20 protein-coding genes are annotated in these 21,806 nt (G+C 44.1%); 3 read left to right on the plus strand and 17 right to left on the minus strand.

The features are described from left to right. Positions 1–74: 74 nt before the first annotated feature. The 3 genes from ACIFQM_RS06610 to ACIFQM_RS06620 form a co-directional block, all read right to left on the minus strand. Positions 75–464, minus strand: coding sequence for a DUF3397 family protein (locus ACIFQM_RS06610; RefSeq protein WP_430041756.1), 390 nt, complete (start codon positions 462–464; stop codon positions 75–77). 4 nt (positions 465–468) lie between these two features. Next, positions 469–1,431, minus strand: coding sequence for a ketopantoate reductase family protein (locus tag ACIFQM_RS06615; RefSeq protein WP_430041754.1), 963 nt, complete (start codon positions 1,429–1,431; stop codon positions 469–471). Between the two features lie 126 nt (positions 1,432–1,557). After that, a complete protein-coding gene (locus ACIFQM_RS06620) occupies positions 1,558–2,208 on the minus strand; it encodes an RsfA family transcriptional regulator (RefSeq protein ID WP_430041753.1) in 651 nt (216 codons plus the stop codon). Positions 2,209–2,505: 297 nt separating this feature from the next. Between ACIFQM_RS06620 and ACIFQM_RS06625 the strand changes: the two genes are divergently transcribed. Beyond that, positions 2,506–3,594, plus strand: a complete 1,089-nt coding sequence (locus tag ACIFQM_RS06625; RefSeq protein ID WP_430041751.1) for a hypothetical protein — start codon at positions 2,506–2,508, stop codon at positions 3,592–3,594. Between the two features lie 142 nt (positions 3,595–3,736). Here the strand turns inward: ACIFQM_RS06625 and ACIFQM_RS06630 are convergent, their stop codons facing one another. The 5 genes from ACIFQM_RS06630 to ACIFQM_RS06650 all read right to left on the minus strand — a co-directional run bounded on the left by ACIFQM_RS06630 (position 3,737) and on the right by ACIFQM_RS06650 (position 10,042). Next, complete coding sequence (locus tag ACIFQM_RS06630) at positions 3,737–5,068, minus strand: PhoH family protein (protein WP_430041749.1); 1,332 nt, start codon at positions 5,066–5,068, stop codon at positions 3,737–3,739. A 380-nt stretch (positions 5,069–5,448) separates the two neighbouring features. Then, the gene (locus tag ACIFQM_RS06635; RefSeq protein WP_430041747.1) at positions 5,449–6,513 is read right to left on the minus strand and encodes an LCP family protein; all 1,065 of its coding nucleotides are present in this window, start codon (positions 6,511–6,513) and stop codon (positions 5,449–5,451) included. 124 nt (positions 6,514–6,637) lie between these two features. Beyond that, on the minus strand, positions 6,638–8,479 hold the full coding sequence (gene typA, locus ACIFQM_RS06640) for a translational GTPase TypA (RefSeq protein WP_430041745.1): 1,842 nt from the start codon (positions 8,477–8,479) through the stop codon (positions 6,638–6,640). A gap of 294 nt (positions 8,480–8,773) precedes the next feature. Continuing rightward, on the minus strand, positions 8,774–9,265 hold the full coding sequence (locus ACIFQM_RS06645) for a hypothetical protein (RefSeq protein ID WP_430041743.1): 492 nt from the start codon (positions 9,263–9,265) through the stop codon (positions 8,774–8,776). Positions 9,266–9,382: 117 nt separating this feature from the next. Continuing rightward, positions 9,383–10,042, minus strand: coding sequence for a TerC family protein (locus ACIFQM_RS06650; protein WP_430041741.1), 660 nt, complete (start codon positions 10,040–10,042; stop codon positions 9,383–9,385). A gap of 215 nt (positions 10,043–10,257) precedes the next feature. On the opposite strand from ACIFQM_RS06650, the gene ACIFQM_RS06655 reads away from it, so the two are divergent. Then, complete coding sequence (locus ACIFQM_RS06655; protein ID WP_430048668.1) at positions 10,258–10,944, plus strand: TerC family protein; 687 nt, start codon at positions 10,258–10,260, stop codon at positions 10,942–10,944. A gap of 106 nt (positions 10,945–11,050) precedes the next feature. Here the strand turns inward: ACIFQM_RS06655 and thiI are convergent, their stop codons facing one another. The 6 genes from thiI to ACIFQM_RS06685 form a co-directional block, all read right to left on the minus strand. Continuing rightward, positions 11,051–12,277, minus strand: coding sequence for a tRNA uracil 4-sulfurtransferase ThiI (gene thiI / locus ACIFQM_RS06660; RefSeq protein WP_430041737.1), 1,227 nt, complete (start codon positions 12,275–12,277; stop codon positions 11,051–11,053). Position 12,278: 1 nt separating this feature from the next. Further along, a complete protein-coding gene (locus ACIFQM_RS06665; RefSeq protein ID WP_430041735.1) occupies positions 12,279–13,427 on the minus strand; it encodes a cysteine desulfurase family protein in 1,149 nt (382 codons plus the stop codon). Between the two features lie 156 nt (positions 13,428–13,583). Continuing rightward, positions 13,584–14,279, minus strand: coding sequence for a lytic transglycosylase domain-containing protein (locus tag ACIFQM_RS06670; protein ID WP_430041733.1), 696 nt, complete (start codon positions 14,277–14,279; stop codon positions 13,584–13,586). A gap of 222 nt (positions 14,280–14,501) precedes the next feature. Beyond that, positions 14,502–14,897: a hypothetical protein gene (locus ACIFQM_RS06675; protein ID WP_430041731.1), complete on the minus strand. Its 396-nt coding sequence runs from the start codon at positions 14,895–14,897 to the stop codon at positions 14,502–14,504. Between the two features lie 44 nt (positions 14,898–14,941). Next, complete coding sequence (locus ACIFQM_RS06680) at positions 14,942–15,169, minus strand: DUF1540 domain-containing protein (RefSeq protein WP_430041729.1); 228 nt, start codon at positions 15,167–15,169, stop codon at positions 14,942–14,944. A 181-nt stretch (positions 15,170–15,350) separates the two neighbouring features. Next, complete coding sequence (locus tag ACIFQM_RS06685; RefSeq protein ID WP_430041727.1) at positions 15,351–15,857, minus strand: YpuI family protein; 507 nt, start codon at positions 15,855–15,857, stop codon at positions 15,351–15,353. Between the two features lie 186 nt (positions 15,858–16,043). Between ACIFQM_RS06685 and ACIFQM_RS06690 the strand changes: the two genes are divergently transcribed. Further along, on the plus strand, positions 16,044–17,927 hold the full coding sequence (locus ACIFQM_RS06690; protein WP_430048672.1) for a S8 family peptidase: 1,884 nt from the start codon (positions 16,044–16,046) through the stop codon (positions 17,925–17,927). Between the two features lie 254 nt (positions 17,928–18,181). Here ACIFQM_RS06690 and ACIFQM_RS06695 read toward each other — a convergent pair whose 3' ends face one another. The 3 genes from ACIFQM_RS06695 to ACIFQM_RS06705 all read right to left on the minus strand — a co-directional run bounded on the left by ACIFQM_RS06695 (position 18,182) and on the right by ACIFQM_RS06705 (position 21,706). Continuing rightward, on the minus strand, positions 18,182–18,394 hold the full coding sequence (locus ACIFQM_RS06695) for a DNA-binding protein (RefSeq protein WP_430041723.1): 213 nt from the start codon (positions 18,392–18,394) through the stop codon (positions 18,182–18,184). A gap of 1,154 nt (positions 18,395–19,548) precedes the next feature. Continuing rightward, entirely contained in the window at positions 19,549–21,393 is a 1,845-nt protein-coding gene (locus tag ACIFQM_RS06700) for a hypothetical protein (protein ID WP_430048675.1), read from the minus strand. A gap of 91 nt (positions 21,394–21,484) precedes the next feature. Beyond that, the gene (locus ACIFQM_RS06705) at positions 21,485–21,706 is read right to left on the minus strand and encodes a DUF5659 domain-containing protein (RefSeq protein WP_430065168.1); all 222 of its coding nucleotides are present in this window, start codon (positions 21,704–21,706) and stop codon (positions 21,485–21,487) included. Positions 21,707–21,806: the final 100 nt, after the last annotated feature.

Consider the following 21,806-nt stretch of genomic DNA (forward strand, 5'->3'; position numbering starts at 1 on the left):
TTCTTTAAATTGAGCTTTTTTTTCAAAAAAACATGATTAATTCATATTTTTTCGGGTTTTCATGTCATGTTATATCACACGTTATTGAATATATTTTTAAAAATGCCAACAATAGTTAATAGAATATACGCTAATGTCATGGCTATAAAAGTTAATCTCCACACGGCTCTACATAATCTTTTCCCATCGACCTTACCCTTTATTCGATTTTGGGCTCCTCCAATTAAACCCAGCGCCAAAAGTAGCAGCAGTAATATCAAATAAAAACCGAATCTTGATGCAAAAATGACATTAAAGAGCGCCGCGACGGATAGTATCAGAAAAGCCGTAGTAATGTCCATAGATATAAGCAACGACTTCTTTTTTTCCAGTTTAAGCAGGTAGCGGCAAACCGCAAACACGATCAGAAACGGAAAAAAGGGAAGAATACTAAATGTGATGATGGTACCTTGTATGAGACTCAACTGATCACCCCTCTTTTAGCCGCATGCCCTCAATTAATTGCCATAATACCGAATGGGTTGGTGCAGTAACCCCCGCTTGCTCTGCCATCTGCACCAGCTGTCCGTTAATGGAAGCAACCTCTGTCATGGAATGTGCAAGCACATCGGCCAGCATAGACGACTGATTCTCTGCTGTTGTCCGGCAAACCTTCATAATCTGATCCCACCATGCGCTGTCCCACCGAATACCATTGGCTTCGTACACTTGAATGCCTTCTTCGTATAGCTTGCGCATCATATGTATACGGCCCGGATCGGAAAGCAGCTCTCCATTGGGGATTCGCCATATTGCTGTCAGCGGATTAATCACAGCGTTGATTAGCAACTTGCGGTAAATACCGTTCTCGATTTCTTTCGACAAGCAAACGTCAAATCCTGCTGCAAGCAGCCTATTTAACACATATTGTTCGAATCTTCCGACCTGTTTCTCCTCCAGCTCATCTGGACAGCCAATCTCCGTAGCCCCCAGCCCGGCATGCAAGACAGATGCTACTCCCATTCTCTTGGCTCCTTCGGTCGTTACCGCAGGATATACCGCCGCTTCTGGATAGGCTTGTTTAATTCGTTCTATATGTCCGATTCCGTTCTGAAAGCAAACAATTCCGATATCGCTTTCTGTATTGCCCGCAGATTTAATCTGCTCCAGCACTTCCCCAATCGCCCCCTGTTTAGTCATTATCAAAATCCACCGTGCCGGAACCTGTGAATTCAAGCGTTGCCAATCTGCCAACGGCGCTGCCTTTAATTCGTCTCCTCCAGTCACATGAACAGCAACATGCCCCTCTTTTTTAAGTACAGTAATCCCTTCACAAGCAATGATCCGTGCCTGCTCAAGCGTTCGTGTCCATAGCCTTACTTTTGTACCTGAGGCCGCTAGTCTTCCAGCAAACGACAATCCGAGCGAACCTGCTCCAATAATATCAATCACCTATGTATCGTCTCTCTTCCATCTTTTTTTCTACTATATCATATGCACTCTAGAGAAATACAAAAAACGCCAACTACGGCAAAGCGTGAGTTGACGTTCTATTTAACATTTGCTGCTGTAATTTTGCTACTCAATGCGCTCCAGGTTCCCATTGGCGTCCATTTTGAATCTGGATTTAAGCTCTTCCTCATCCTCAGTAATTAAAGCCAAACGGCGGGCCCGGTCCATAATCTGAATCAAGGCTTTGTAATCATCATTCACAACGCGATAGTCAGTTTGCACCTCATTAACCTCTTTGGACAACCGATCATTAATGGAGCGAAGTTGATTTAATTCCTCTTCCTTTTCACGTAAATCTTTTTCCAGCATTTTGATCTGTCGATTGGTTTCCTGTACAGATCCCTTCCATTGACGTAAAAAACGGATCACTGCGTCAATGGACAACGTATCCTCACTCGTTCCATCCGCTCTGTATAGCCCTTGAGCCGTATCAAGCGTGGCAAAAGCTGCCACCTGAGATACACCAACTGGACTCTGCTTGCGAATATAACTGCGTTTTTGACGTTGCGCTTTAGCAATGCTGATGGCTTCATCATAACGCTTGCGCACGCAACTGTTCCAGCGGAAGCCGCATGCTGCGGAGGTTCTTCCTATTTTTTGCCCAACCTCTTCAAATGCGGCGAGCTGTGTTCCACCTTCCCGGATATGACGCAATGTCACCTCCGCCAGTATCAAATCATCTTCAACACTCCATGCATCTTGTCTTATTGCAGTCATGCCTCTAGCCCTCCTAACAACATCCTGAAATAACCGTCTTCATGAACCGATCTTACCGGTATTTGAATAGGGTATAAAAGCTGTTTATTCATTTCTATGCCTCTCGTAGAGTTCATAGAATCTATTTGATACTAAATTGTATTTCCATTTCTATAAGAACTCATACGTGGACAAATACAGTTTCAGGTTTCAAGCATCCTCTGGGTGCTGTACAATAAATCAATGGTTAAAGAATAAGAAAGGAACATATATATTACTGTTAGACTTTTTGCGGGAATACATAAAAGGGGAAAACCAATGAACAGACCCACTCTAAAAATGATAAGTTGTACTCTGCTAACGATCATTTTGATATTAACCACCATGCCTGTATGTCCTGTTCTGGCCGCTCCTTCAGAAGAAGCAAACCGGATTTTGCAGGATAGTCTGTCAATCGTCGAGATTGACCATGAAATTGAGCGGATCAGTCAGGAACAACAGATACTTTTACAACGTCAGCAGGAGCTACGGAGCAATCTCGCCACTCAGCAGGAGCAGATGATCAGGCAAAGGAAACGTGCGAGTTCTGTGCTGCGCTCCTATTATATGGGCGAAAGAGACAAGCTGCTCAGTGTAGTGCTGGGAGCTAAAAGTCTTAAACAGATTCTCTCCCTGTACGATTACTACTTGTTGCTGATTAGCCACGATCAGGATGTGCTTCAGGAATACGAGTCCAATTATCGGATTATGCGAAAAACGGAAGAACAGGTCACACGGGCCTCATCGGATTTGAAAACGGTCAAAACAAACTTGTTGGAACAACGTAAGCGCATTGTTTTGCTTCAGGAGCGTGTAAATGCCGGTGTTAACAACAGCAATGACCCGGATACGCTACGCAAGCTAATCAGCGAAATGACAGCTTATTGGGAGAATGTAGGCGTCTACGAGGTGAACAAGCATTTTAAAGCGCTGGCTCAAGCGATGCAGGATTTGCCTCAATTTATTCAGCAGCAGCAAGGAGCCATGGTTACAAACGGAAAAATCATTACGATAAGCATACGTGAGGATGATTTTAACCGTTTTCTGAAATCGGAAAATAAATTATTTAATCACTTCAACTTTTCCTTCGGGCAGGATCGTATTGTTGTAGAAGGTCAACAGGGAACCATGAAATTGAGGGTAGAGGGGCACTACACGGTAGAGAATGAACCGCAAAATGCGATTTTATTCCATGTGGATCGCCTGGTCTTTAACGGGCTGGAGCTACCAGATACGACCCGTAACAAGCTGGAAAAGGATTTTGATCTAGGCTTCTATCCGCAGCAACTTATTTCTTATGTCAAGGCCACAGAGGTACGCACCATAGCGGGGGTACTTGAGGTTAAGCTCGAATTGAGCCTGAAGTAAGGCTTTGTCACCCTTGTATAGCTATCATAAATAATACATGGACAAAAATAAGAGACCCCGGGATGCTCCCGAGGTCTTCTTATTTACAACAAACATTACGCAGTATATAAACATCCTGATCATGGGATTGTAATATGAGCTTCTACAGCAGATCGGCTGCCAACTGCGCCAGCTTGGAGCGCTCTCCTTTTTCCAGCATAATATGCCCGCTAATCCCTTCCTGCTTGAAGCGTTCTACTACATACGTCAAGCCGTTACTGGCAGCATCCAGATAGGGGTGATCAATTTGCTCCGGGTCTCCCATCAAAATAATTTTACTCCCCTCACCTACACGGGACACGATTGTTTTGATTTCATGCCGCGACAAATTCTGTGCCTCATCAATAATAATAAATTGTCCAGGTATTGAACGCCCGCGAATATAAGTGAGCGCCTCCACCTGAATGCTCCCCAAGCCCATCAAAATTTTATCAATATCGCCTGATTTTTTGGTATCAAACAAATATTCCAGATTGTCGTAAATCGGTTGCATCCACGGACGAAGCTTTTCTTCCTTTTCTCCCGGTAAATAACCGATATCCTTGCCCATAGGAACAACAGGACGGGCGATTAGCAGCTTCTTGTAGCGATGTTCATCCTCTACCTTGAGCAGACCAGCAGCGAGCGCCAGCAACGTTTTGCCAGTACCCGCTTTTCCGGTAATCGTCACCAATGGGATATCGTCATTAAGCAATAGCTCCAGCGCCATCCGCTGTTGGGCATTACGCGCACTGATCCCCCACACCGATTCATTGCTTAAATACAAAGGCTCTAATCGGTCTGCTTCCTGGTTTACTTTCAGCAAAGCCGATTTTCCAGTCCCCATCTCATCTTTTAGAATAACAAATTCATGAGGATATAGCGTATAAGACAGCTCCAATGGCTTAATCGGTAAGAAACGATTGGAATAAAACTCATCTATGATGGACGGATGCACCTGAATTGCCGAGTACCCGGGATATAGCTCACTCAGATCACCGGTTCTGTCGGATAAATAGTCTTCGGTCAGCAGTCCCAGCACATCTGCCTTGATTCTCACCAGCACATCTTTACTAACCAGCACCACCGAACGCGGTTCAGGCAGTTCCTTCTCCTCCATTTGATAGTTCAAGGCGACTGCCAAAATTCGATTATCATTCGAGACTTCCCCGAACATCTCCTGAACTTTCAAAAAGCTCCGATGATTTAATTCAACCTTGAGCCTCCCACCTTGCGGAAGCGGAACACCGCTGTGCAGATGTCCTACTTCCCTCAACCCGTCCAGCAATCGTGATACGTTGCGAGCATTCCGTCCAATCTCATCCGCGTTGCGTTTTTTGGAGTCGATTTCTTCCAGAACAACAGCTGGAATAACCACTTCATGTTCTTTGAAGGTAAAGATGGCTTTCGGATCATGCAATAGCACATTCGTATCCAGCACAAAAATTTTCTTCATTTAGATCCCCTCCAAAGCGGCGTGGACAATCTCGTGTTTCATACCTATACCTATTCACCGGGTAGCCAATACTTGCTGATTCCCTGAAAAAAGACCCCAGAAGCAGCGTTAAACAACGAAAAGTTGGTAGGTAATTAGAGCCTTAGAGCCTGTACACCTTTGGATTAGACACAAAAGGCCCAGTGATCACTCACTGGACCTTACTTACTTATTTCATTCATTTCATTACAGAAAAAGCAAACGAGATTAGACAGCAAACAGGTATGAATGTCCAAACCATAACCTTGGCGTGCTACCCATTCAGACATACCTCAACCCCCTTATGCAATTGAGCTTTTACTCGCTGCGAGTATAACATAAGAGGGGAGAAAGATACACACTCAAGAATTGGAAGAAGAGACAGTATTATTGTCGCTCGCTTTTTTTGATAGCTCCTCTTGCAAGGATTGTCTGGCCAATTCAAGCTGTTGCTCATCAATATAGACATAAGGACTGCGCCACGTTCCTGCTACCGGATTGTATTTCACATTTTGCTTGGAAATATTCCAATAGGTCTGTACAAGATTTTTCATTTGCTGAGATTCAATATCTGTCATCAAATTCTTATCAACAGATTTAATAATTGCACTAAATTTACTTAGAGCACTGAAGGATTGCATTTGGTCAATTAAGGAATGAAGCACCTGATTTTGTCGACGGTTGCGATCAAAATCGTCAGATTCAGCTGTTCTCGGGCGACAGTTTGATTTACGGTAACGAACAAAATCTAGGGCCTGATCACCGGTCAAATGTTGTGCTCCAGCCTTCAAGTTAATGTTAGTACCATCTGCACTGTCACGGTAACACATATTTTTGTCGACCGTAACATCTACGCCACCTAAATGATCCACAACATCTCTAAAGCCCTGGAAGTTAATAACTGTCACATAATTAATGTCAATGTTCAAATATTTGCCGATCATCTTCTTCATTTGCTCTTCAGCGACTTCACCAGACTCTTTCTCTCTAGCCTTGAACACCGGATAGTACTCATTTAGCTTACGAGGTTTATATCCTTCCAGCTCAAGCCGCGTATCCCTCGGCAGCGACACGATTGTAGATGACTTGGTATTCGGATTCAGTGTAGCTACCATAATAACGTCTGACAAATAAGTTGGATGATCAGGACGGTAATCCGTTCCAAGCAACAAAATGGTCAAAGGCTTGGCCTCGGCCAATTGTGTTTTGGGCACTTCCTTATTGATCCCCGTATCCAAAACTTCCTCTACCTGATTATATAGATAATAGGTATAACCGCCAGCCGCCAAGATACCTATAATAAGCAGAAACAGAACAAACTTCATAAACGATCTGAAAAAGCTTTTTTTCTTTTTGGTTTTTTTCGGTTTGGCGGATTTTTTCCCGCTTTGTGTCCGGGGAGGCAATCCGTTAGAAAGATTACTCATAACTTCAACACCTTTTCCTGCGTTTTGAGAAATAAAATTTCTCCAAGTTTACAATCCTAAAACAGATACAGCGGCGCATCCCGTTGCCGGGCGTCGCCGCTGTGGCCAAAACCAATCCAATCAATTACGAATTTGCTTGTGTTGTTTTACGCTGTTTTTCTGCACGCTCGCGCTCACTTTTGTTCAAAATCTTTTTGCGCAAACGAATGGCATTAGGTGTAATTTCACAATACTCATCATCATTCAAATATTCGAGCGCCTGTTCCAAAGAGAAGATACGAGGCGTTTTAAGTTTAACAGTATCGTCTTTTGTTGCAGAGCGAACGTTCGTCAATTGCTTCTCTTTACAAATGTTAACAACGATGTCGTTATCACGTGTATGCTCTCCGACGACCATACCTTCATAAATCTCAGTACCCGGCTCCAGGAACAGAATACCGCGATCCTCTACACCCATCATTCCATAGAATGTAGTGCTTCCATTTTCCGTCGAAATGAGTACGCCTTGATGACGTCCACCAACTTGACCGCCAATAAATGGACCATAGCTGTCAAACGCATGGTTCATTACGCCATAACCACGAGTCAAAGTGAGGAAGTTCGTAGTGTAACCAATCAGACCACGTGCAGGAATCAGGAATTCCAAACGAACCTGTCCGGTGCCGTTATTAATCATGTTGACCATTTCAGCTTTGCGGGAACCCAGACTTTCCATCACTGCGCCCATGCTTTCTTCAGGAATATCAATGAGGAGACGTTCGATTGGCTCCATTTTCTTGCCATCAATTTCCTTCACGATTACTTCCGGTTTGGACACTTGCAGTTCATAACCTTCACGACGCATGTTTTCAATCAGAATACCCAGATGCAACTCACCACGTCCGGATACGATAAATGCGTCAGGACTGTCGGTTTCATCGACACGCAAGCTGACATCCGTTTCGAGTTCTTTCAGAAGACGTTCGCGGAGTTTACGGGATGTGATCCATTTACCTTCGCGACCTGCGAATGGGCTGTTATTAACCAGGAAGGTCATTTGCAGCGTTGGCTCATCAATTTTGAGTACAGGTAAAGCTTCAGGATGGTTTGGATCGGCAATCGTTTCTCCGATGTTAATATCCTTGATCCCTGCAATAGCCACAATGTCACCAGCGCCCGCTTGATCGGTTTCAATCCGTTTCAGACCTTGGAAACCGAACAGCTTCTCAATACGCGCTGATTTGCTGCTGCCGTCACGCTGCATAACCGTAACCGCTTGTCCTTGCTTGATAATACCACGGTTTACACGACCAACTGCAATGCGGCCAAGATATTCGTTATAGTCCATCAGTGTTACGAGGAATTGAAGAGGCTCATCTATTTTCTCCGTTGGAGCTGGGATGTGATCCACAACGGTTTCGTACAATGCCTGCATGTTATCATCTTGCTTTTCAGCATCCAAACTGGATGTTCCGTTCAGTGCTGAAGCATACACAACAGGGAATTCCAACTGCTCATCACTCGCACCCAACTCGATGAACAGATCAAGTACTTCGTCAATAACTTCGGCTGGACGAGCTGCCGGACGGTCAATTTTGTTAACAACAACAATTGGCGTCAGGTTTGACTCCAATGCTTTACGCAGTACGAATTTAGTCTGCGGCATACAACCTTCGTAAGCATCAACGACGAGCAAAACTCCGTCAACCATTTTCATAATCCGTTCCACTTCGCCGCCAAAGTCGGCGTGTCCCGGTGTATCCACAATGTTAATCAGATAATCTTTGTACGTAATAGCTGTATTTTTTGCCAAAATCGTAATACCGCGTTCACGCTCCAGATCGTTGGAGTCCATGGCGCGCTCCTGAACAGCCTCGTGGTCTCTAAATGTTCCGGACTGTTGAAGAAGCTTGTCGACAAGCGTCGTTTTGCCGTGGTCGACGTGGGCAATAATTGCAATATTGCGAATATTCTCTCTTGCATGCATGGTTTGTATCCATATCCTTTCCGTATATCAAAATAGTGTCTCTATCCTGAAAGTAATGCTTATCCAAGGCTAACAATCGTTCTTCAGGCTCGCTCCCTGCCAGCCCTCTGTATATTTCAGGCTTTGAGCAGGCAGCTTCTCTTTCCGAATCGCGTTAAAACCTTAAAATAAGCGTCAGAAAACATTCCGACGCTCTTATCATATCCATTAATATTATAGTTGAAAAATGTCATAAAGCAAGACATTATTGGCTGTTCCGTAATTTACCGCCATAAATTTTGCACTGCTTGTCGTTTACCATTTACGTTTGGTGCGATTGTTAACCATCAGCCATATCCCTGCACCGATCAATACAACTGCAACAACATAAATCATTCCGGTCCTCAACATGCTAATTATCAGTAGAAGTACCGAAACGAGTCCCAAAATCATGCTCCCTGTATATACAGTGCGAGGCAGCGTTATATCATTAATAGCGTATTCCCATAATCCAACCGCCACACCCAGCAGTAACAAAGGCCATAGATAGACCATCAGATGCCAGCCCCATGTATTACAGAGAAAAAATAAAAAACCGTACACCGACAAAATCCCGGCCGGCAGCAGCATAATGGGGGAAAGCTTACGCATCATGTACATCGCATGCAATATAATACCAGGTATTAAAATCAGCAAAGGCCAGAAGTATTGTCCCAAAAAGGAGAAGACCCCCAGTTTTCCCAACAAAATAATCAGTCCTACGGCAATGATGCCCAATCCGATCATACGCTCTTTTCCGGAATTCATCGTGGTCTCCTTTATTTGCTGTATTTTATAGTGTTTTTACAAAAACCGATTAGATTCCCCGGCGTTTGCAAAATCCCTATGGTCTAGTTTAGCCGATGTTTTCCAAAAAAACTACGTTCAAATACGGCGGGCTCGCAACTGCTGATACAATCCTGCTATTACAACTACGATGGCCAGCAACCCCGGTAACCATGAATGTAAAACTTCCCCATACCCAGTTAACCATGCTTCCAGTTTGGGATCACGCAGTAGCATTTCGCCTGCCGTGAAAGCCAATATTCCAGATCCGAGTAAAACAAGTACAGGGAAACGGTGAAGCCAGACTGCAATAACGTTGCTCCCCCACACCACAATTGGAATGCTGATCGCAATACCGATGACAATGATGGCGATATCCCCATTTGCAAGTGCTGCAATAGCCAATACATTATCGAGACTCATCACAAAATCCGCCACCAGAATCACCTGTATAGCCTTCCATATAGTTGTTTCTGCTCTTACTCCCACATTATCGTTATTCTCATAAAGCAGCTTAAACGCAATCCATAACAGAAGCAGACCGCCCGCCGCCTGAATAAAGGGTATGCCCAGCAAAAGGACAGCTGCAAAAGTCAATACACAGCGCAGGACAACTGCGGCGAGCGCTCCCCACCATATTGCTTGGCTCCGCTGCCTTGCAGGCAAGTTTTTGCTCGCCATGGCTATAACAACCGCATTATCACCGCTTAACACCAAATTGATCATTAATATTTTTAACAGCAAAATGATATGCTCCATGTGTACAAACACCCCCATGCTACTTGTATGCGAAATAGGACGAGGCTATGCTGTGTGCCATCATTTATTAAAAATCAATACCCGATTAGTTGAGCATAATCCTTGAAATCAGTAGCAAACAGCAATATAATGAATCGTATTTCCGAAAAACGGGTATTAATCATAAACAGAGCATACTGAAACGTTGTTTAATCAGGGAGATGAGAACGATTGACATGTCCGGATTTCAGTTTTTTGGGCTACTGCTTAATGTGATATTTATTGATCTTCTGCTTGCAGGAGATAACGCTATTGTCATTGGACTTGCCGCCCGGAAATTACCGCCCGAACCGCAAAAAAAAGCGATTCTGTACGGTACCGGAGGTGCTCTACTCATTCGTATAGCCGCCACGATTGTTGTGCTTTGGCTGCTTCAAGTGCCGTGGCTGTTACTCGTCGGGGGTGTAATGCTGATCTGGATCGCATATAAGCTGCTGGTAGATCAGGAGGATCACGCCGAAGTCAAAGCAGGAACGACTTTATGGGGGGCTATCCGTACCATCGTTATAGCTGATGCAGCCATGGGACTGGACAATGTGATTGCCGTCGCAGGCGCTGCCCAGCAGCATTTGATACTGGTGGTGCTCGGTCTGCTGATCAGCGTGCCGATTGTCGTATGGGGAAGCACTCTTTTCATCAAGCTTATTAACAAGTTCCCGTGGATCATCTATTTGGGCTCGGCTGTGCTTGGCTATACTGCCTCCAATATGATTACCGAGGAACGCAAGCTGGAGCCATACTTTACCGCACATCCCGCGCTGCGTGTCCTGTTTATTGCCTCAGTGATGGTTGGTATTTTGCTCACAGGCTATCTTCAAAACCGCAGAGCCATATCCAGTCGAAAAAAAGCCGTTTTGAAATAATTTTAAGAAAAATACTTGTATATCTATAATCTAAAAAAGGCAGACCCGACAATAGTCGATGGATCTGCCTTTTTATATACCGCTAAACGCAGCATCTTAAAAGATTTTAAAACCAATCCTCTTGCACAACTTCCTCTTGACGTCCCTCTATAGCCCCATCTGCCTCAAGAACAACAGTCTCCGTTGTAGCCACGGCCTGCTCAATCAACGTATTTAAATCCCGAATAGAGGCTTCGATCTTTTGAACAACCCATAAATTAGGATTGGTCGTTGGGGATTTGGGAACAAACAATGTGCAGCAATCCTCATACGGCAGGATAGATAGATCGTATGTGCCGATTTGCTTGGCTATTTCCGTAATTTCCTGTTTATCCATCATCACGAGAGGACGCAGCAACGGTAATTCGGTCGAACGCCCAATCACATTCATGCTCGATAAGGTTTGGCTGGCTACTTGGCCTAGACTGTCACCCGTCACAAGCGCCAGTGCGCCTTCACGCTCCGCCAGCATCGTAGCAATACGCAGCATGGACCGTCTCATCAGCGTGATGATTAGATTATCCTGTCCAGTACGTGTAAAAGCCGTCTGCACCTCCGTAAAAGGTACGAGATGAATCTTGATGCGTCCCGCGTAACCCGCCAATACCCTCGCCAGGTCAATAACTTTTTCTTTCGCACGCTCACTCGTAAACGGGTAGCTGTAAAAATGGACGCATTCGATTTCCAATCCTCTGCGCATGGAGGACCATCCCGCTACCGGACTGTCGATTCCGCCCGAGAGCAGCAGCATAGCTTTGCCGTTTGTACCTAACGGATAGCCTCCTACAGCCTTAATAATATCGCTAAATATATAAGCCGCCTGCTCTCTGACTTCCACCCGTAGCTCGATATCCGGTTGACGAACATCGACCTTTAACACTGGAAACCCGCGCAGTACCGGCGAACCAATCAAATGATTCATCTCATGTGATGAATGGGCAAATCCTTTCCACACCCTGCGAGCATTTACCTTGAAAGTCGTTCCTTCCGTCGGATTCAACTCACGCATCAAGGCTACAGCGGTCTCAATAATCGTGTCAAGCTCAACAGGAGCCATTTTAACAGGACTGATGGTGGTGATACCAAACGCCTTTTGCAATACTTGGATGATCTTCTCATAAGACTCTCCCCCGAGAACGACATAAATCCGTCCAAATTCCTTACGCAAAGAAGCGCCGGGAAACGGCTTGAGCAACAGTTTCACGTGATTCAGTACCGCCTTTTCAAAACGGGCACGGTTTTTCCCTTTCAATGTAAATTCGCCAAAGCGAAGCAACAGCATGTCATAGTGCATTTTAACGTTTCCACCTTTCAAGGGATTCCAATTGTGCCACAGCCTGGTGGAGCGCGAGAATAAGCTCGTCAATATCCTGTTCTGTATGTTCATCACCGAAGCTGATCCGAATGCCACCGGACGCCTCCGCCTCATTGCGACCCATCGCCAGTAATACCCGACTAGGCTCGGCCAATTTGGAGGAACAAGCCGATTGGGTCGAAACAGCCACGCCCAATTGCTCTAGCGTGTGCAGCAGCACCTCTGCCTTCATACCCGGATACGAAAAATGGACAATGTGCGGCGCTTCCTCCCCGCTATTCAATAGCAATTGCGGGATCGTCTTCACTTCCGTGGCTAGCCGATCTCTCCACCCAGTCATACGCTGCGCTTCCTCTGCTTGCCGCTCTCCTGCGAGCCGGACCGCCTTGGACATACCGACGAGCAGCGGAACATTTTCCGTACCTGCACGAAATCCCTGTTCCTGAGAGCCTCCACTAAGCAGTGGGAAAAGCTCCACACCTTCCCGAATAAAAAGTAGTCCGGCTCCTTTGGGACCGCGCAGCTTATGTGCGGACAGGCTGTACAGATCAGCCCTCCAGCCCCGGATATCCACAGGAAGCTTTCCATAGCCCTGCACACCATCAACATGGAACAGTACACGCGGGAACTGTTCCTTCAACGCTACTCCGATATCACGCAACGGATGTACCCTTCCCGTCTCATTATTGACATGCATAATGCTGACTAAAATCGTGTCTTTACGGATAGCTGCACATACCTGCTTGGCACTGACATGCCCTTCCGCATCAACGGGCAAAAATGTGACCTCAAAACCGAGGTCTGCCAGTTGTCTGCAAGCTTCATACACGGACGGATGCTCCGTCGACACCGTAACGATATGCTTGCCTCTGGCCTGATACTGCAAGGCCACTCCTTTAATAGCGAGATTGTTGCTTTCCGTTGCCCCGGATGTGAACACAATCTCCGCCGGATGCACCCCCAAAGCTGTAGCACAAACCTCCCGGGAACGCTTAAGCAGCTTATCCGCATCTTCTCCATACCGATGCATTGAGGACGGATTGCCATAGTGGAGTCTCATCACCTCAGCAATCGTCGTAATCACCTCTTCAAAAGGTGGAGTTGTCGCTGCATAATCAAAATACTTCATGAAACTCCCCTTTCTGCACTGCAACCTCTACAACAAAAAAAAGACCAAAACAGGGAAAGGCCACTGCATTACACAGTGACACCCGTTCCCCATATTGATCCCACCTGCGGATCTGTCTGATTAAAATTTTGTTTTTTTCTTTATAAGCTACAGGGCTTAAAACGTATATTTTTCACGTGCATTCTGTATTTTGGTAATATACTTTTGCGTTTCTACCGGAAGCATGTTCATCACAGCCATCAACTGCTCGTCACTGTTCACGCCCAATCGCTGTACCCGTCCGGGGCCTGCATTATAAGCTGCCAAGGCCATATTTTCCTGTCCATTAAAACGCTTAATCTGGTAAGACAAATAACGAACTCCGGCATCAATATTTTGTGCAGGATCATACGCATCGCTAACTCCCAATCCCTGGGCCGTAGCATCCATAAGCTGCATAAGCCCTTTGGCTCCAGCTGAAGAAGTGACCAGCGGGTTAAACGAAGATTCCGTATCAATGACCGCTTTAATCAGCGACACCGGAACCCCGTATTTATTGCTGGCCTCGTTAATTAAATCATCATAAGCTGTAGGTTTGGTCGGCCCATCGGTTGCTGTGCTGGAAGCAGGATATACCGCCAATGGCGAAATCGTTCCCCTCGAGGGTCCCAATTGGAGCCAGAGCAACCCATTTTCATCCCTTGTAACGTCCCCTGAATTTACACGAGCTGCAGCATCATCTGTCTCCAACTGTCCTGCCTGCTCAAGTAATCCGGAAAAAGCGTCCGTTGTACCCGTTTGTGCTGTAGCACCTATATTACTCAACAACTGCGTATCTATTATGGCCTTGGACACGCGCGGATCTATTTGCATGTGGCATTCCCAACTTTCTTTAGTTGTTATATCCCAAACAGCCTATCATTACTGCTTATGATACAACGTTTTGCTATGTACTGCCATACTTTTTAAGGAAAAAAGCTCCGCATCGTCGAATTGACAGCGGAGCTTCATGGTACTGTGTCAATACAGAATAGATCGCTTATAATTTACTCGAACAGAGCAAGCGATCACTTGGCTTTTCGTGCCTTCACGAGATCAGCGAACAAATGGAATAAAAGCAAAGTAACTTAATGTCGCCAGCGCACCCAGTCCAATCGACCAAATACCTGTTGTTTTGTTACCATTTACATAAGCAAAAAAGCCCAACACCGCAGCAATAGGCCCCAGAACAATAGACCACATAAACAGTGCAGCAATTCCTGCGGCTAGACCAATATAGCCAGAGATACGTCCACTTTGGCTTATGACATGCTGCTCATCCTTGTCCTCATGCCGAGTCACGGCTGGTGAGCCTGGAGCTACCTCAGCCGCATATTCCTCCTGGTGATTGCGACGCTTGGCATAACGTTCTTGAATACGACGGGGATAATCCACACGCTCACGGCTAAAATGCCCTTCGTCTCGATGCTTGTCATTTTCATGACCCTCCATAATACACTGCACCTCCAATTACGTAATGATTCGTGGTATGAACTTTACAGAGACTTTGGTTTGAAAGTGTGGCAACAGGTTGCAGCAGATGTTGCAGCCTGTTCACGTTCGGCTGAGCTGAAGCTTTCACCCGCATATTCTTCATCAAATTTTTTCCCGGCATGACTGTCAATTTCTATCATGATCAAATCTGCCTTGCACAAGTTGTTTTCTCCCCAATAATGACAATTGGCTACGCTGCATTTGACTATTGGCTTGGCCTCTTGGCTCATGATTATCACCTCGGATTCATTGTCTCCTCCGTAGCGTTCACCTATGCGCCATGGTATATGGCAGTTGGTGACATACGAAAAGAACCGTTTCCGGCACCTCCTCCGAACTGGCAGGAAGCAAACAGGAAACGGCTTGCTTGTCTCGTATGTTTTTGTTTTTTAGAAATATCTGGCTAGATGCTTATGCATGTGTACGGCGAGTCTGCATCCGGCGGTGAGTCAAATAATCACTTTCATAATAAGCAAGATCATCGCGCAATTCTTCAAAATTTTTCGTAATGTCCATGATCACTTCGCGGGCGGGCGTTACTGGCGTTTTACGGAAGCGTATAGCATCTTGTCCCGTATAAGCGTAGCGTCCATCCTCTGCGTAAGATTCATTTTTGGGATAAAAAAAGCTGTTCACGCAGTCATGGTAAACGTTATACAATGCCTTTTCCGCAAAATCGACGTCAAAGTTGGCACGGCGCAAAGCCACACCCAGCTTTTCATAAGATATTTCAGAAAAAACAAGGACATGGCGGAGATCCGACAAAAAGCCTTTGTAAAAGAGTACAGACTCCTCACTGCGATCCACAGCCAGCTCCGGCAGTGCATGTTCATTAAGGAATGCTTCCACCCGTTCCACGGCAGATTTCAGTTTCTCCTGCGCAGACTCACATAATTTTTGTACGTTGACTGCTGACATTAATGCAGCTCCCCCTTATTTGTTGCTTGTTCATCAATTTGGTTACCCGAAAATAGATCCTTCTAACCGAAAGAGCTGTAATTTTCAGTATTTATCCTAACACAAATAAGGATTGAAAGGTATAAAAACATGCCAACCTTCTCACGCTAAACCATAAATTCATAAACTCCCAAGGAGGACGGTCCCATGTCTCGGCAAAAATGGTTAAAACCCCTGATCGGAGCAGCCGCCGGGGTGCTTATCATCACCCTGATGCTGCCTTCCCGAGATCACCGCCACACACCACAGCCCGAATATACGGCAAAAATGGTGCCACAGCAGGAAAAGAAGCTCAAAAAAGGAATGTTGGCTTTGGACTTGTCCGCTACGGATACCATCACTCGCATGGATGCCAGACAGGATATTGAATACGTAATGCGAGAACTGAATGATAAAACTAATGATCAGAAAAAGCATTTTGCCCGCAAGCTTCAGCAGTCGCACAGTCATCTTCACACGCTACAGTGGATCAATACACATGAAGGGAAGAGCACTACCTACACAGGCAGCAAGGCACAACCTCGTCTGCTTAATCACATTCAAGTCAAAAACAGCCTGGCTGCGGCTCGCCGTTCCGTCCTGCAAAATAAATCTTACGAGTCCGCTGCTTTTCAGGCAGAGGGTGGAAAATATTTTGTCATGGCAGAGCCATCGACTGACGGGACATACGGCGTTGCCGCGCTGGTCAGCCAGCAAGTGCTTCGTGACGTGGAAAAGCATCAGCGTAAAAACCTGCGTCTGATCCCATACCCGAAGGAGGGCAGCTACAAAATCGAATCTGTACATCCCGACACACTGCATGATATTACCGTCAAAACGGGTCATGACAATGAAAATGCGAGCCATTATTTTGAAAATGAAATTGTCGTTCGCTTCCGCCAAAATCCTGATCAACGGCAATTACGCGAAATTGCAGCAGATTTGAACTGTGAGCCAGGCCGAAAGCTTGGTTATACGTATGTGTTCCATTCGAATAACATGAGCTTCAAAGAGCTACAGCAATATTTCTCGCAGAAGTGGAACCCGGTATATGCAGAACCTCACTACATGTATCTGACTAATGAAAAAACACCTGTAAAAGCATCGGATGTCTCTATTCCAAATGACCTGCTCTTTTCCCGCTATCAGTGGAATCTGCCGGCCACTGAAACCAACCGGGGCTGGGCGCTATCCAAAGGCAGCAAAAATGTAGTCGTAGCCGTCGTGGATACGGGAGTGGATATGGACCATCCTGATCTAAAGGGCCAAATCCTAGCGGGACACAACGTAGTCAGCCCGAAGGAAAAGCCTTACGATGACGTCGGTCACGGAACGCATGTTGCTGGCATTATTTCCGCGCTTGTGAACAACGGCGAGGGTGTTGCTGGCATGACATGGTACAACAAGGTTATGCCAGTCAAGGTACTCGATCAATCAGGCTCCGGTACCACATATTCCGTGGCAGAGGGTATTATATGGGCTGCAGACCATGGAGCCAAGGTCATTAATCTGAGCCTCGGTAATTATGCGCAAGCTGAATTTTTACACGATGCGATTAAATATGCCTATGACAAGGATGTTGTATTAGTCGCAGCCACGGGAAATGATAATACGGAACGGCCTGGCTATCCCGCAGCCTATCCTGAAGTATTTGCCGTATCTGCCACAGATGCGTCCATGCACCGGGCTTCATTTTCCAACTACGGAGATTATGTTGACGTTATGGCCCCCGGCGCAAGCATAGCAAGCACGTATCCGGGGAACCAATACGCTGCCCTCTCAGGCACTTCAATGGCCAGTCCGCATGTATCAGCGCTTGCCGCCCTCGTTCGTTCCATCAACCCCGACCTGACGAACAAAGAAGTCATGGATTTGATGAGGAACAGCGTGATTGATTTGGGTACACCGGGGCATGACAAATATTTCGGATATGGCCAAATCGATGTATATAAGGCGTTGAAAGCAGCTCAACGTCCGTATGTTCCTTTGCAGTTTTATCCACAGCATTTGGGCGACAAAATAAAATCTCTCTTGAAGATGCTGGAAACGTAATAAAGATTCCGTTTGGGCAAAAAGCAGCCATGTACGCTCCATGGGCAAAAGCTTTTCATGTAGTCTCATGAAACCTCAAATAACCTTATGTATCAGTGTTTTTTCTTATCTTACTTCTCATCTAGTCACAAACTACCTTATTGAATTTCATCGTTTTTTTGAGGTTTTGTGACCAGTGTGTGACCACTACATCATAAAGAAAGAACACATTTGGCAAAAATTAATTGCTTGGTGTGTTCTTTCTTTATACATGGTTATACATTGCTATAAGTGGATGATTCGATTATGTATTTTGCGAAAAGTGGCTTTGCTACTCGTAACTGTTTACCTACTTTCATCACTGGGAAATTGCCAGAATTTAATTCGTTGTAGGCTGCTGCCTGACCCACCATAAGTATTTCCTGAATATGATTTACATCTAAAAGTGGGGGATATGATCCTAAAGCTTTTAACATCTCTTCTTCCATGTATGTATATTTACCTCCGTTTTCGTTTCCTTGTTTGTCTACCTGCTGAAAATCTATAATTCCAATTCTAAGCCTTTCTAACTTGCTAACCTACTTCTAACTACTCCCTAACCGTAAACACGCTTTAAAATCGCTTCCAGATCGTCTAAGCAATAATAATTGTCTAAGAACGTCCTAACAACTTCATATGGATAACCTTCATCCCTTATGGCTGTCATAATAAACTGTTTCGACTCAATATGTATCCCATCTGTACTCAATTGACCTGCTTCCATGTCAAATGTTGATTTTATAAGCTATCCATTGAATACTAGCCAGATGAATCCGTAGATTAAAGACATTAGCCCTATAATACCCAACAAGCAAAAAAGTAAAAGCATAAGAACAAATTTTTTACCGTCCATGATTACACCTCATTATAAAAATAAGTCGGCTACTTCATTACATCTAATCTACAAACCGCCTCTATGGTAAGTCTATGCTGCTGCATGGGAAAACGTAAAGATGAGTCCCTAAATTAATTTTATCGCTAATCCCTATAGATGTATCTATGAATAACAGTTATTGTCCTTCCCCTTACAAATACCTTGTCTATGAAGAAGTATCTAATTCCCTGTAAATTATTCAGAAAATGGATGCACTAAAGACGAGTCAATAATAATCCATCTTGACCAAATACATCCTATTCTGTTATCCCATCTGCCAACTAATCTGACACCCTGATTCCCATAATTCATGTAACAAAACACAGAAATCAAAATATAGCTTCCAATCTTTTTGCTACTTATGCAGCTATAACGATTAGAAAACTCCCCTTAGCGGGTCGTGTTCTAACATTTACAGCATGGCATACGCCACATTGTTCATTTGTATACTTCTCAATCTCGCCATCTGATTTGCAAGTTTCAGCCTATTTCACACTAATTTCAGCCATAACTTGCAAAACCAAATATGCAAAAAACTCAATGATATCAACACTTTTTTCTTAATCTCGCCACTTTTTTATATAATATATATAGGGAGAATGGATAGATTAGTATCTGATCAAGTGCAAGAATCCAAATTACAGACAGTCACCCCGTGACTGGATGACGTAGCAATAGCGTAGCGCTTGCGGAGATTCTTTTGATCTTATTGTTAAAGTAGCTTAGACATTACAACCTAATGACAGAACGATATTCAATTAGAATCTGTTTTGTGTTCAGGTATGTCTGTACCAGACTTAAATCCTTGTTGAAATGTCTCGCAAAATGGCTACTTTTAATATTAAATTGCTTGGCTATGTCCCTCTTTGGATATGTTCCCTGTGGCTGGCTAAGTAACCAATCCATGATCCTCTCTGTCATTGTTGCTTTTGTAGATAGTCCTGCATCACCGTTTAATTCATGCTTGCTCACGAAATCATCTACAACCAATGGAATTGGCTTAGCTATCTTAATCCCCTTTAATTGCTTGGCTACTTTATTAAACACTTCTCCGCTACTGGTTACTATGTATATCTCTGCTTTGGGTTTAGGAATACGCTGTACACGTTTAACAGTCTGATACATCTCTGATATGATATCGCACTGTCTGATTTTCTCTAAATTCCTGTTTTTGAAGCCTCTAGCCTTCTCCTTCTTTATAATATCTAACGACACTCTCCAGTCGTGTTTATCTGTATACTGGCACAAATGGATGATATGGGACTCGAAACGTTGATTAGGTGTTCCAAGTAAATAGCAACAGTCAAAGTCACGCCAAGTATTTTTTCCAATTAGATTCCCATACCAGTTAACTGATATAGATTCGCCATTATATTCATCCCCTATGGCAATATCCGTGAATCCAATTTGTCTGAGTTGACGAATAAAATCACCTTCATCACCGTTAACAGATGACACGAACTCCTTATGTAAGACAACCAAATAGCGTTTATCAAACTTAAAGTTGCGCTTGATGAAATTTATTATCTTTTCAAAGTATTCATTCTGATTGATTTCTGTGTTCAGCTTCTTATGAATGCTGTTTTTGCTGGTGCTGAATTTAATGTGTGTTATCGTTGAGCCTGAATGATCAATAAGCTTGGATTGTTTATCCAAAATAAATTTGATATTCCCGTTCTTCACACTGTATAGATGGTCTATTTGTCCGTTAGCGTCTAGTATTACATTGTTGTCTAGACAAAACAATCTGTGCTTTCTGTTATATGCACTAAGCGAATGATAATTGTAATAGCATGTGTTTTTATAAAATAATTCCAGTTTTTGCACAATGCCTTTGAGATTATTATAGACTGGTAATCCTTTGTCACGGGTAATCTCTGCTTTGTTTTTATTTATGACCTTACACAACTCATAGACAGGCTCCAAGCTATCTATTTTGGGATGGCACTTGATAATTCCCCTGCTGGAAAGTTTCTTCCCTTCAGCCGTCTTCATTCGTTCACATTCATTAACCTGATCAAGCAAACCCCTGACAGCATCATACAACAAGGGATGAAGAGTATGCGGTAAAATAGAAAATAGATTGTTATACTCCGACCTACTGAAACTGGCAATATCGAAGTCAATGCGTTCGTCTATGATTTGTGTGTGTCTGCCCTCTGTGAACCATCGTCTTAGTTCATCGTCTTCACACAGCATTTTATAGCGTGAATGCGTAATAATGAGAACATCCGAATCTTGTACAACCTCAAGATTATGGCGATAATGCTTCTGCCAACTTTCACTTGTAATCCCAATAACATGCTGACCTTTGCCTATAATTCGTTCGCTACTGTCTCCAAATCCTTGGTACAACCTGTCAATATTTTTACCTATGTACTTTTCTGAATCTTCAACGTCCTTAGCAAACCGCTTCACCAACAAAAACTTCCTGTATGGCTTCCCATAATTGATACCTGTGAACTGATAGGACTCGATGTAGTTTCTCAAAATCTTATTTGTTTCCACCGATTTACCGAGTGAAGCCTCTAAATCAATAACTACAAACGTATTCGGATCAGTTTCACCTTCCAATATCCTTCGCTTCATATTTAAAATTTTATTTGTATACTTCTCGCCATAAACATCAACAAATGTTGGAATAGAATGATTGGAATGTATTAGTTTAGCTCCTTACTGGCATTCTGCTGGCATACTCATAAAATTCATGGTCGGTTTTATAATCTGCCATTGCCTGTTGTAAGCGTTCACTAGAGCAAAACAAATAAACATTCCTATCACTCTTCAAATCATCACCAATCGCAACCAGCATAAATCCCCTTAATTGAAGGTAAAGAGATAGTTTGCGCGAATGAATGACAGTTGTCCCATTAGAAATATAGACCACTCCCGTTGTTTTTCAGTTTTCAAAGATCACACAATAAATAAACTTAACGATCCATACCAGAAAGAATAAATAAAACAATACACGTCTGTTGATTAACCAT

Origin of the sequence: Paenibacillus sp. NRS-1782 (assembly GCF_050467685.1) — a bacterium.
GTDB classification, from domain to species: domain Bacteria; phylum Bacillota; class Bacilli; order Paenibacillales; family Paenibacillaceae; genus Paenibacillus; species Paenibacillus terrae_A.